General features: G+C 61.6%; 8 protein-coding genes. 7 read left to right on the forward strand and 1 reads right to left on the reverse strand.

Annotated elements, in window-relative coordinates:
- The first annotated feature begins 29 nt into the window (after positions 1-29).
- Together ACZ5WW_RS25065 and ACZ5WW_RS25070 are read left to right on the forward strand one after the other, a co-directional pair.
- A complete protein-coding gene (locus tag ACZ5WW_RS25065) occupies positions 30-509 on the forward strand; it encodes a response regulator (protein ID WP_377164128.1) in 480 nt (159 codons plus the stop codon).
- Positions 506-3,523 (forward strand): ATP-binding protein, encoded by a 3,018-nt coding sequence (locus tag ACZ5WW_RS25070; protein WP_377164130.1) that lies wholly within the window; start codon positions 506-508, stop codon positions 3,521-3,523. The genes ACZ5WW_RS25065 and ACZ5WW_RS25070 overlap by 4 nt, the downstream gene beginning before the upstream one ends.
- 353 nt (positions 3,524-3,876) lie before the next feature.
- Here ACZ5WW_RS25070 and ACZ5WW_RS25075 read toward each other — a convergent pair whose 3' ends face one another.
- Positions 3,877-4,827 carry an IS30 family transposase gene (locus ACZ5WW_RS25075; RefSeq protein ID WP_377172273.1) on the reverse strand — a complete coding sequence of 317 codons (951 nt, stop codon included), beginning with the start codon at positions 4,825-4,827 and terminating at the stop codon, positions 3,877-3,879.
- 80 nt (positions 4,828-4,907) lie between these two features.
- On the opposite strand from ACZ5WW_RS25075, the gene ACZ5WW_RS25080 reads away from it, so the two are divergent.
- The 5 genes from ACZ5WW_RS25080 to ACZ5WW_RS25100 all read left to right on the forward strand — a co-directional run bounded on the left by ACZ5WW_RS25080 (position 4,908) and on the right by ACZ5WW_RS25100 (position 13,214).
- On the forward strand, positions 4,908-6,044 hold the full coding sequence (locus ACZ5WW_RS25080; RefSeq protein ID WP_377172196.1) for a transposase: 1,137 nt from the start codon (positions 4,908-4,910) through the stop codon (positions 6,042-6,044).
- 650 nt (positions 6,045-6,694) lie between these two features.
- A complete protein-coding gene (locus ACZ5WW_RS25085) occupies positions 6,695-8,887 on the forward strand; it encodes a sulfatase-like hydrolase/transferase (RefSeq protein ID WP_377172194.1) in 2,193 nt (730 codons plus the stop codon).
- Positions 8,884-9,279, forward strand: a complete 396-nt coding sequence (locus ACZ5WW_RS25090; protein WP_377172192.1) for a GxxExxY protein — start codon at positions 8,884-8,886, stop codon at positions 9,277-9,279. Before ACZ5WW_RS25085 ends, ACZ5WW_RS25090 begins: the two co-directional genes overlap by 4 nt.
- A 98-nt stretch (positions 9,280-9,377) precedes the next feature.
- Positions 9,378-11,870: a DUF1549 domain-containing protein gene (locus ACZ5WW_RS25095; RefSeq protein WP_377172190.1), complete on the forward strand. Its 2,493-nt coding sequence runs from the start codon at positions 9,378-9,380 to the stop codon at positions 11,868-11,870.
- A 36-nt stretch (positions 11,871-11,906) separates the two neighbouring features.
- Positions 11,907-13,214: a DUF1501 domain-containing protein gene (locus tag ACZ5WW_RS25100; RefSeq protein WP_377172188.1), complete on the forward strand. Its 1,308-nt coding sequence runs from the start codon at positions 11,907-11,909 to the stop codon at positions 13,212-13,214.
- Positions 13,215-13,236 lie beyond the last annotated feature (22 nt).

Genomic DNA, 13,236 nt, shown 5'->3' on the forward strand with positions numbered 1-13,236 from the left:
TTTTTTCACACATACAATATTCCGCGACCATGAACCCGACAACTCAGATCTTGCCCCGTGAATTTGCCTCGCGTGCTGTCGCGCGGGTGCTGATCGTGGATGACGAGCCGCATGTGCTGGCGGTGGGAAAGGCGGTGCTGGAGGCGCATGGCTTTGAAGCTGTGGCGTGCCGCAGCGGCGAGGAGGCGCTGGAGCTGGTGCGTGTGGGGATGGAGGATGGGCAGCGCTTTACGGCGGCTATCCTGGACCTGACGATGCCGGGCGGGGCCTCGGGATTTGAGGTGCTGGAATGGCTGCGTGCGTGTGACCCGCGGCTGCCGGTGATCGCGTGCAGCGGGTACTTCCAGGATGATGTGAAGGATCTGTGCCAGGCGATCGGGTTTGTGGATGTGCTGTACAAGCCGTTCAACCTCGAAAGCCTGTGCCTGGCGGTGCGACGCGCGATGGTGCCGGATCATGACGCGGCGGAGTCGGGCTACTCGGTCTTTAAACCTGCTGTCGTTTCATGAGGTTTCACTTCCAGATAGCGAACCGCTTCACGCTGCTGGGCATGTTTGCCGTGCTGGTGGGTGCGGGTGCGACTGCCGCGGGCTTCATGTGGCAGGAGTTCATCACGCTGCGCTTTGTGCAGAGCTCGTACCTCGGTGCGGTGGCTCTGGCGGGGCAGATGGAGCTGAACCGCCAGGCGCTGAGTGAGAGCGAGATCGCCGGGGTGGCACCGCTGAACTGGGAGAACGAGGCGCGCATGCGCATGCGCCTGCAGACGGTGGAGATACCGCCTGCGCTGCAAAATCTGGGCCTGCAGGTGGAGGTGGTGGCACCACGCCAGGCGAAGGACGGCGGGGCGCCGCCGATGGCGAAATCGCCGCCGATCGTGATTTTGCCCGGGTGCCAGAACTGTGCCATCGAGGAGCCGTCTGCGGCGCACATGGACAGCCTGATCTACAGGGTGATGTCCGGCAGCTCGATGGTGATGGATGACACGAGCGACAGCCAGGACATGGAGATCAACGGCGGGGACCACTGGCTGATCAGCGCCGCGCCGCTGCACTCGCGCAGCGGGTATGTGGCGGGTGCTTTCATCGCACGCCAGCCGCTGGTGCAGCTGAGGCACCTTTTCAATGCGCAGAGGCTTACGGTGCCTGTGCTGGGAGCGTGTGCGGGGCTGGCGCTGGCGGTGTTCAGCTTTTACATGATCGGGCGGCGGATCACGAAGAAGACGCATGCTCTGGTGAGCGCCTTTCGGGCGATGCGTGCGGGCAATCTGAACGTGCGGGTGCCTGCCAGCGGCAACGATGACCTGGACCTGGTGCAGGAGGAGTTTAACACGATGATCACCCACGTGCAGGAGGAGGATCAGCGGAAGCACACGCTGCTGGTGGAGTATGAGGCGGCCAAGAGGCAGGCGGAGACGGCGACTGCGGCGAAGGGGAGCTTTCTGGCGAACATGAGCCACGAGATCCGCACGCCGATGAACGGCATCATCGGCACGACGAGCCTGCTGATCGAGATGGGGCTGGACCCGGAGCAGGAGGAGCTGATCCGGATGATCCGCTCCAGCGGGGAGTCGCTGCTGCACGTGATCAATGACATTCTGGACTTTTCGAAGCTGGAGTCTGCCAAGATGGACATGGAGAAGATGCCGGTGGACATCGAGAAGCTGCTGAGTGAAACGACGGACGTCTTTTCGCACAAGGCGGCGGAGAAAAACATCGAGCTCAACGTCCACATTGATGCGGCGCTGCCGCGCAAGGTGCTGGGGGACTTTCAGCGCATCAAACAGATCCTCGTGAACCTGGTGGGGAATGCGATCAAGTTTACGGAGAAGGGGGAGATTTTGATCCTGGTGCGGCAGGTTTCACGCCAGACGCCGCAGGGGGACAAGACGCTGCTGCATTTCTCCGTGCGTGACACGGGCATCGGCATTCCGCCGGAAAAGATCGGGCAGCTGTTCCAGGCTTTCAACCAGGCGGACACCTCGACGACGCGCAAGTATGGCGGCACGGGGCTGGGGCTGGCGATTTCCAAGAAGCTCATCAAGATGATGCAGGGGGAGATCAGCGTGGTGAGTGAGGAGGGGAAAGGGTCTGACTTCTTCTTTGAGCTGCCGCTGATCGTGGCACCTGATGATGAGTCGCGGGAGGAAGAGCTGGCGTGGCTGGATGTGGTGAGAGGGCGGCCTGTGGCGGTGCACAGCGCGCATCCGACCACTCTGCAGGTGCTGAACCAGGCGCTGATGCAGTGGGGCATGACGGTGAGGCTGCTGAAGGACCGTACGCCCGCTGAGCTGGATGGGGTGATCGAGGAGGCGGGGCTTTTCATTTTCGATGTGACGGGTGTCCGGCATGAGGATGCTGTGCAGATGCTGAATGCGGCGGCGATGCGCGGCACCGCCATCATCACCATCATGCCGATCACCAGTGCGAAGCTGGACCGTGACCGCTACAGTCCGCCTGCGGGCAGCCGGCATACGCGGCTGTCGAAGCCGATCAAGCGCCGTGAACTGCTGAGGTCGATGGCGGAACTCTACCGCATGCCGCGGCGGGTGATCCTGACCCCCGTCGTCACTGCGGCTGCGCCATACGAGGGGCCGGAGGCTGCGCCTGCTCCGGTGCCATCGCCCCATTTGCGCCCGATCACCACGCCTGTGCAGCAGATGCCTGGCCACTACCAGCAGCCCCCGATGCTGACGCCGATGGGGCAACCCTGGGGCCAGCCAATGGGCCAGCCGATGGGCCAGCCGATGGGCCAACCGATGGGCCAACCGATGGGCCAGCCGATGGGCCAACCGATGGGCCAACCGATGGGGCAACCGATGGGTCAACCGATGGGCCAACCGATGGGTCAACCGATGGGTCAACCGATGGGTCAACCGATGGGTCAACCGATGGGTCAACCGATGGGTCAACCGATGGGTCAGCCGACTGGTCAGCCGATGGGGCAGCCAATGAGGGCCACGTTTGAGTCCCCGTCTGTGCTGGAGACGCCAGCTCCTCCACCGCTGTCCATGCAAGGTGCTGCGCGTGCCGCAGCTGGTGGGCATGATATTCACGTCTCGCAAGCCACGAACCGGGCGATTGCCAAAGCTGCCAAAGCTGATGCGGACAACTTTGCCAGCCAGAATCCGGCGAACATCCTGCTGGTCGAAGATCAGCCTCTGAACCAGAAGATTGCCTCGATGCTGCTGCAGCGTCTCGGCTATGTGAGGATGGACATTGCCAATAACGGGGAGGAAGCCGTGAGCATGGTGGGGCAAGGGGGGTACGACATCGTGTTTATGGATCTGCAGATGCCAGTCATGGGGGGCGTGGAGGCGACCCGGCGCATTCGTGGGAACTTCCAGCTCAAGCACCAGCCAGCCATCATCGCGATGACCGGGCATGCGTTGACGGGCGTGAAGGAGGAGTGCCGTGAATGCGGGATGAATGCCTTTCTGACGAAGCCGGTGTCGCTTGATGATTTCCGCCGCGTGATCCCGCCGGCGCTGTCGGTGGAAGCTGCGCAGATCCCGATGAGTTTCTAGCAGGTGAAGCCCAGCGAGTGGCGGGCAGGGGACCCGTCCTGGGGAGCATCCCACAGGTGACACCGACCCGACGATGGGGGCGCTTTTTGGCACCCGAAAACCCTCCCGGGTATTGGGGCGGCCGACAGGCCAGCCGGAACGGATTCGCGTGCGAGATGGGCAGCTGCGAGCAGCCGCGGACGTCGAGCGACAGGGGCTGAGAAGAACCTGATCAGCCCTATGGGGCCGCCTTTGAGAGATATCGGGGATGGCCTCCAAGTCGAAAGGGTGATAACTAAATGCCAGGCATTTAGTTAATTGACTTCGCGCCTTGCAGATTGAAACCCAAAGTGCACCTGGGCTGGTTTTTGGAATTAGATGGGTTTGAGCAGGAAAGGCAAGAGGGAATGAGGTGATTGAAAGCCGAGTGTTTTGCGTGGTCGGAAGTTAAGTTGGTTTTGAGTTTTTCGGTGTTCGGTGATGCGGTTGCTGACAGGCTCTCCCTTGGGGCAGTACTCGCGAATAAGGCCGATGGTGTTTTCCACGGTGCCCTTTTCCCAGGCGTGGTAGGGATGGCAGAAAAAGGGCTCGCCACCTGTAGCTTGAGCTACCGACTTATAACTGGCAAACTCACAGCCGTTGTCATAGGTGATGGAAAGTGTCTGGAAGCGGCGCAAAGCATGGATGATGGCTTTGGAGACAGACGCAGCCTTTTTGTTGGAGACATGGCGTATGAGCGTATAACGCGATTTGCGCTCAACCAAAACCAGCAGTGAGCCGGCCTGTTTACGAGCACCCTCCATCAGGTCCGCCTCCCAGTGTCCGAAGGTGCTGCGGTCACTGAATGCCGTTGGCCTGCAATCGATGGAAGGACGATTGCGCACAGCGGCCCGGCGTGATGAAGAAGCGAAGTAGCGTTTGCCTTTGCGGCGCAGCAGCGTCCTGAGGCCAAGGGTGTGACCTTCGTAAGATCGTATGTGTCGGTAGATGGACTGGGCCGTAAAAGTGTGACCGAATTGATTCGAAAACAAAGAAGCGATCTGTTCCGGACTAAGTTTCAAGATCAGCTTGGCACGAATGAAACGCTTAACATCCAAGGTCAGTTTGGACCGCTTGTGGTTGGCCATTAAACGCCGGTGTTGTGTCATATCATTGGCGATAAAGCAGCAGTACCCAAATCCTGATCGGTTACGCCTGAACTCCCGGTAAATGGTTGTGCGGTGAACCCCCAGAATGGTGGCGATTTTTGTTTTAGAGACTCCCTGCTTGAGCAGTTGTCCAATTGCTCTTCGATGGAAGACGGTGAGATGATGGTAGCGTTTCATACGAGTGAGTAGTTATCAAACGCCCAGGGAGTGATGCACTTCGGCAGTTAATCCGCACCTTACTTGCTCATCTTTTGCTCATGAAAGCCGCCCAAATCTCTGATTCCCAGTCGCTACCGCTTGAAGAGCAGCTTGTCGGAGTGAATGCCAAAACGGGGCTCTTTCCTGGCGCGCGCTCCTGGTCGGGCGGGCGGCTGCGGATTCTGGGCAGGGGGGCGCTGGAGTCCTACTGCTATCATGTCATGTCGCGCACCTGCGGCGGGGAGGTGCTCTTTGACGAGGTGGAGAAGGAGGCGCTGCGGCGTGTGATCTGGCGCATGGCGGAGTTTTCGGGCATCAAGGTGGTGACCTACTGTGTGATGGGCAATCATTTCCACCTGCTGGCCGAGGTGCCGCACCGGCAGACGTGGCTGCAGCGCTTTGAGGGGCCGCAGGGGGAGGCGAGGCTCTTTGAGCACTTGAGCATCCTCTACAGCAAGGCCTACCTGGGCCTGCTGCGCGATGAGCTGGCGGACTTCCGCGCGCGGGGCATGGCGGTGCTGGCGGAGCAGCGGGTGGAGGCGCTGAAGAAGCGTTTTTGCGATCTGTCGCTGTTTGTGAAGGAAATTAAAGAGCGCTTTAGCCGCTGGTTCAACAAGCGGCGTGGGCGCAGGGGGACGCTGTGGATGGATCGTTTCAAAAGTGTGCTGGTGGAGGGCAAGGGGGAGGCGCTGCGGACGATGGCGGCGTACATTGATCTCAATCCGGTGAGAGCGGGGCTGGTGAAGGACCCGAAGGAGTATCGGTGGTGCGGGTATGCGGAGGCGCTGGGAGGGAGCCGTAGGGCGCAGAGAGGGCTGTGCAAGGCGCAGGGGAAGCCGGTGGACGGATGGAGGAGCGCGGGAGCGGCGGAGGCGTATCGGTGCCTGCTGCATGCGGAGGGGCGGGAGGTGAAGGATGCGCAGAATGAGAGGGTGGTGAGGCGCGGGGTGAGCGTGGAGAGAGCACGTGAGGTGCTGGCGGAGAAAGGCAAACTGAGTGCGGCGGAGCTGGTGAGGCTGCGCGTGCGGTATTTCACGGATGGAGTGGTGCTGGGGAGCCGTGAGTTTGTGGAGGGGGTGTTTGATGCACAGAGGGAGTGTTTTGGGCCGAGGCGCAAAAGCGGGGCCCGCCGCATGGCGGAGTGCGCGGAGGCTTTTTACACGCTGCGGCAGCTGAAGGCGGGGGCGGTGGGGTAGATGTGGCGGGTGCGATACTTCACGGATGGAGGGGGCTGAGGCGTCGTTTTACACGCTGCGTCAGTTGCGGCTGCGGTTGCGGCCGCTTGGCTGAGCCGGGGGCTCGGGGCTGGCTGGTGTGCAGTGGGGCTGGTGTGCAGCGTGCGGCGGGAGTTTATGGATGGATGCTTCATCCAGACTGGGGGCATGCGGGGCTTGAACTGAGCTGCCGCCCGCCCAAGGGTGCTCTGAAATGAATGTGACTCGCTGTTGGCTGTATCTGCTCGGGGCCTGCCTGCTGGCGGGCTGCTCTGCCGAAAGCCGGATGAAGATGGATGATCTGTGGCGGAAGGTGGATCCTGCGGGGCACTCGCGCTCACACCGTGAGCGTTACCATCCCTATGAGCGGACGACGGGGCTGCGGATGCCGGGTGGATGAGCAGGGGGCAGCGAATGTGCTGCATGAAGGTGTGGGCGTAGTCTTTATGCCGTTGAACGCTGCCGCATGCCCTGCTCCCCAAGAGCCTGGCTGTTGAAGGTGCTCGATGGGCCGAAACTGATGTCATGCGGGGGCTGCGCGTTTGATGGTGAGCGTGGCCTTGAGCATTGGGCGGGGCGAGATATACCGGTGGAGCGTCGTAGGTTTCGGTGTAGTTTGTCCCCCCTCCAGCATGCCGCCTCCCACTCTTCAACGTCGCCATATCCTGAAAATTGTCGCGCTGACTGTGTTCGGCACGCTGCTGGCGTGGTATCTGAGCGCGCTGCTGAGCTTTGCGGGGAACTCATACGGGTTTAACAACCGGTTCTCAGAGGTGGCGATCCAGCACCACTGGTGGTATCTGGTATGGAGCAACCTGGTGGTGCTGAAGGGCTACCTGCTGGTTGCGGCAGGGTATGTGGTGCTGATTTATCCACTGGTGCGGCTGTGGGGAAAGGTGCGGACTTTTGCGCGCTGGGGCGTCGTGTGGCGCACGCTGCTGTTTGCGGGGCTGCTCTATGGTTTTTTCATCTTCAAATTGATGCTGGAGAAGCCTTACTTCGGCGACTACAGCTACCTGCTGGGCTGGTATGATGCGTTGGGGCGGGTGTGCGGCACGGGGGTGCAAAATGCGGTGCATGCGCTGATCTCCCAGGTGTTTCCTGTGACGGCGCTGGTGGCTGCGGGGGGCTTTTACCTTTTTGAGCTGCGGCGGTGGTTCACGCGCGCCGCACGGCCGCTGCTGTTCAGCTTTGCGACGGTGGCTGGCATGCTGGCGCTGCTGGCGGTGAGCGGCTACGGGGTGAGCCGTGCGCCGGATGCGGAGGAGCTGGCGGGTGGAAAGAAGCGCCCGAAGAACATTGTCATCCTGGGCTCGGACTCGCTGCGCGCGGACCATCTGTCATGCAACGGCTACCACCGGATGACATCGCCGAACATTGATCGCATCGCGGCGCAGGGGGTGAATTTTGAGCGCTGCCTGACCCCGATCGCATCAACGCTGGAGTCGCTGACGAGCATGTTTTCCTCGCAGTACCCGCACACGCACGGGGTGCGGCACATGTTTCCGAGCCGGGCGATGGTGGACCGGGCCAATCAGGAGGCGCCATCGCTGGGCGGCGAGCTGAAGCGGCAGGGCTACGACACGGCGGTGATCGGCGACTGGTGCGCGTGCAGCTTTACTGAGCTGCCGATGGGTTTTGAGAAGATCATTGTCTCGGATTTTGACAACTTCCGGGTGTACATGAGCGAGGTGGTGTTTCTGCATCACCAGATTCTGCCGCTGTTTTTTGACAACCGGGTGGGGCACATGCTGTTTCCAAAGCTGAAGTCGTTTGCGAACTACATGACACCGGAGGTGGTGACGGACCAGGTGATCGACCGGATCAGGCAGCGTGCGGATGACCGGAAGCCTTTCCTGCTGTTTGGCTACTACTCCTGCACGCACCTGCCGTACAAAACGCCGACGCATTATGCGAAGCTGTGGACGGACCCGAAGTATGACGGCCCGCACAAGCATGAACTGGCGCTGAATGTGGACGAGTTCATCGGCGGGACGGACATCAATGAGAAGTGGAGCAAGCTGCCGAAGAAGGAGGTGGAGCAGATCACCGCGCTGTATGACGGCTGCGTGCGCATGTTTGACGACTCGGTGGGCCGGGTGGTGGCGGAGCTGGAGAAGCAGGGGCTGATGGATGACACGATCATCCTCGTCACGGGGGACCATGGGGATGACCTCTTCGAGCCGAACTGCACGTTTGGCCACGGGACGACCTTCAATGGCGGGGATCAGGCAAACCACGTGCCTGCGATCCTGCACGTGCCGGGCCTGAAGGGGCCGCAGAAGCATGCGACGCTGGCGCGCACGCTGGACTTTGCGCCGACGCTGCTGGACCTCGTGGGGGTGCCTGCGCAGCCGCGCTTTGAGGGCACCAGCCTGGCGCCGCTGATCCGGGGAGAGAAAAAAAGCCTGGGGCTGGCCTACTTTGGAGAGACGAGCTATTTGTTCTTCCGGCGCACGATCCCGGGTGAGGAGCCTCTGTTCATCCCGCCGATGGACGAGACGACGTTCATCGACCCGGACTTCGACTTTCACTTTGTGCTGAAGGAGAAGTTTCAGGAGGCGGTGCTGAAGACGAAGGAGCACTGCGTGCGGACGGAGCGCTTCAAGTACGTGCGCACGCCGGGCGTGAAGCACTCGATCGAGCGGCTGTTTGACCTGCGTGCGGACCCGCATTGCGAGCGCGATGTGAAGGGGCGGTACCCGGAGGTGAAGGCGCGGCTCTCCGCCGCCATGGACGAGTGGCTGAGCACGCACAAGCAGAGCACCACGGCTGAGATTTACGGCATCCTGGGTGAGGAGTCTCTGCAGCCTACCGCACCATGAATGCCGCTGATCTGCCGCATCTCGTCATCGGGGCCTGCATGAACGTGCATCGTGCTCTGGGGCCGGGCCTGACGCGGGATGCGTATGAGGAATGCCTTGCCATCGAGCTGCGGGAGCTGGAGTTTGATTTCCAAAGGCAGGTGCCGCTGGAGTTTGCCTACCATGGGCGGCGTGTGCAGACGCAGACGCGGCTGGACTTTGTGGTGGGGGAGTCGCTGCTGCTGCTGGTGCGTGCGCAGGGGGAGATCACGCGGCTGGAGCAGCAGGAGCTGGAGTCGAAGGTGCGGCTGGGAAAGTTTGCCGCAGGACTGCTGGTGAACTTCAACGTGGGGACGCTGCGGAAGGGGATTTACCAGCTCACGGTGAAGAGAAGAAGTGACGCGGGGGAGTGAAAAAGGGAAGGGCTGGATGGGGGAGGGGTGGGCAGGCGGGTATGCCAAGATTGTGCAGGATTGTGAAAAAGTTGTGATATTGGCACGTTTATTCGAACATGAAGAAAGTCTTCGTCCTTCCTCTCCTTGCGTTTGTTTCGCTGTCTTCCGCGAGGGCAGCCGGCCAGCTGGACACTGCGGCTGCCGCTCGGCAGATCGACGCCGTGCTGGCCAAAGACTGGGCGGCCAACAAGCTGAAAGGCAACCCGCAGACGGATGACAACACGTTTGTGCGCCGCATCTACCTGGACATCATCGGGCGCATCCCGACGACGCGTGAGACGGAGGAGTTTCTCAACTCCAAGGACGCGGACAAGCGGGCGAAGCTGATCGACAGGCTGCTGGCCTCGGAGGCGTATGTGCAGCATTTTTTCAACTACTGGGCTGATGTGCTGCGGGTGACCTCCAACGGCAACCAGACGGGGGCCATCACGGGGGCGGCTTATGCAAACTTTGTGAAGGAGAGCCTGCGGAAGAACCAGCCCTACGACCAGTTTGTGCGCGAGATGGTGGCGGCGCAGGGCAAGGCCTGGGACAACGGGGCGATAGGCTACTACATGCGTGACCGCGGGATGCCGCTGGACAACATGGCGAACACGGTGCGCGTGTTTCTGGGCACCCGCATCGAGTGCGCACAGTGCCACAACCACCCCTTTGACAAGTGGACGCAGATGCAGTTTTTCAAAATGGCGGCCTTCACCTACGGGGTGCAGACGCAGGACTACGGCGGCGACACGATGAGCGGTGTGAACGACCTGCTGCGCGAGAAGGAAAATGAGATCCGCGCCTCGATCAAGGAGCCGCAGCGGCCGCAGCGCCCGAACATCAACGGGAAGATGTCCGCGGAGGAGCGGGAGAAGCTGCAGAAGGAATACGCCGCAGCTTACAAGAACTACGAGGCGGAGATGAAGGAGGTGAACAAGAAGCGCGAGGAGGCGCGGCAGAAGCTGCGCAAGGAGCAGCGCGGCTACCAGGAGGCGATGAATGATGTGCGTGACACCATGCGCTACACCTCCGTGAGCCTGCGGGACCGCAAGCCGACGCTGCCGCACGACTACCAGTACAGCGACGCCAAGCCCAAGTCTGCCGTCGAACCCGGCACGATGATGGGTCACGAGTGCATCACTCAGAATGGCGAGACGCCGCTGCAGGCCTATGCGCGCTGGATGACCAGCCCGGAGAATCCGCGCTTCACCACGGTGATCGCAAACCGGCTGTGGAAGCGTGTTTTTGGCCTGGCCCTGATCGAGCCGCTGGACGAGCTGATGGACAACACGGTGCCGATGATCCCTGAGATGGAGAAGCATCTGGAGAAGCTGGTGGTGGACATGAAGTATGACATGAAGGGCGTCCTGCGCGTGCTCTACAACACCAAGGCCTACCAGGCGCAGGTGACACGCGAGGAGCATGCGCCGGGCACGGTGTACCACTTTACCGGGCCGCTGCTGCGCCGCATGAGCGCGGAGCAGATGTGGGACTCGTTTGTGACGCTGATCAATCCGAGCCCGGACATGATCAACCAGACGAACCGTGATGTGATGGAGCAGCGCATCCTGCAGGCCAAGAAGATCGCGGACGGCGTGGAGGCGCTCTCTGCCGAGGAGGCGCTGGCAGGGCTGAAGAAGGCGGCGGACATTTACAGCAGGAACCGCGAGCGCACGGATGCGCAGCAGAAGCTTTTTGCCGAGGCACGCGCCGCCTACAAGGAGGCCCGCGATGCTGCGGACGCCCTGCCGGAAGGCCCTGCCAAGGTGGCCGCCATCGCGAAAGCGGACGAGCTGAAGAAGAAGTCCGACGAGATCCGCACGGAGGTGAACCGCATCCAGAACGAAGGCCGCCGCGTGACGTTTGCGGAGGTCGTGGTTCCCGGAGAAAAGAAGCTCTATGAGAAGGTCACCGGCAAACCCTACCAGATGGTGTCCATGACCAAGAGCAGCGGCGGAGACGCCGGATCTCCGTCCATGATGATGAGCGGTGGCGGGGAAATGATGATGATGGCGAACGGTGCCAAAATGGAAAAGGTGATCATCCCCGGCTATGACCGCAAGGAACTGACGAAGGAGGAGCAGGCGGCGGTGGCGCAGAAGGTGCGCGAGGCCTATGCGGAGGAGGCGGACTACTTTGGCATCACCAACGAGAAGGAGCGCAAGTACTACATCAACAGCCGCGAGCAGATCAGCCGCAACATGCTGCGTGCGGCCGAGCAGGAGAGCCCAGCGCCGCGTGGCCACTACCTGCGTGAGTTTGGCCAGAGCGACCGCGAGACCATCGAAAACGCCAACAGCGACGCGAGCGTGCCGCAGGCGCTGGCGATGATGAACGGGAGCCTGCTGCCGCAGATCACCAGCAAGTACAGCCAGCTGATGCTGACCGTGAACAAGGCCCCGTATCCAGACGACAAGGTGGACGCCGTGTACATGACGCTGCTCTCCCGCAAGCCCTCCGCTGCCGAAAAGGCGGTGTGGCTGAAGGCGCAGGACAGCGGGCTGAGCAGCATGGAGGACCTCGTGTTTTCGCTGCTGAACACGCAGCAGTTTATTTTCATCCAGTAAGACAAGCATCCAACCCACACCCCACGCGCACCTCCCATGAAACAGGAACTTGCCACCAAACTCGTCCGCTCAGGTGAAATCACCCGGCGTGACTTTGCGGCCAAGACAGCCAGCTCCCTCCTGGGAGTCGGTCTGCTGGGCCAGTCGCTGACCAGCAAATCCTTCGCGGCCTTTGAGGGCTCCTCGAAGCTGAAGCAGGCGGCCACGGCCAAGAACGTGATCTACCTCTACATGAGCGGCGGCCAGTCCCACATGGACACCTGGGACCCGAAGGAGGGCGTGGAAACGGCGGGGCCGACGAAGCCGATCAAGACGAGCGCGGACGGTGTGCGCATTTCCGAATATCTGCCGCTGACGGCGCAGCAGATGCACCACGGCACGGTGATCAACTCCCTCTCCTCCACGCAGGGCGCGCATGAGCAGGGGAACTACATGATGCACACGAGCTATGAGATGCGCGGCACGATCCGCCATCCGGCCATGGGCGCGTGGCTGAATGTGTTCCAAGGGGGCGGCAACAGCACGCTGCCGAACTTTGTGTTTGTGGGAAATGACAGCCGCCACCCTGGCGCGGGCTTTTTCCCGGCCGCACAGGCGCCGCTGTTTGTGAGCAATCCGGAGAACGGGCTCAAGAACATCAAAAACGGCAGCCCGGAGGAGAAATTCCAGGCGCGCATGAAGCTGGCAGACGAGCTGGACAAGGACTTCCGCACCACCTTCCCGCACCGCAACGTGAAGGCCTACGCCGACATGTATGACGACGCGATCGCGATGATGAAGTCGGAGGACCTGAAGGCCTTCGACCTCAGCGAAGAGCCCGGCGAGCTGCGTGCCGCGTATGGCAAGGAGGCCTTTGGCCAGGGCTGCCTGCTGGCACGCCGTCTGGTGGAGCGCGGAGTGCGCTTTGTGGAGGTCTCCCTCGGCGGCTGGGACACGCACAACGCCAACTTTGTGGCCGTGCCTGACCGCTGCGAAACGCTGGACAAGGGGCTGGCCACGCTGATTTCCGACCTGCACAACCGCGGCCTTCTGGAGGAAACGCTGGTGGTGGTGACTTCGGAGTTTGGCCGCACGCCGGACATCAACCAGAACGCGGGACGCGACCACTATCCGAAGGCTTTCTCCGGTGTCATGTTTGGCGGTGGCGTCAAAGGCGGCTTCACCTACGGCAAGACGGACAAGGAAGGCCGCGAGGTGGTGGAGAACAAGGTCAAGATCATGGACTTCAACGCCTCCATCGCCTATGCGCTGGGGCTGCCGCTGGACCAGGTGATCTACAGCCCGAGCAAGCGTCCGTTTACCATCGCGGACAAGGGGCAGCCGCTCACGGGAATTTTTGCCTAGAGTCAGTTGTTATTGCAAGGTG

This window comes from Prosthecobacter fluviatilis (genome assembly GCF_055388355.1).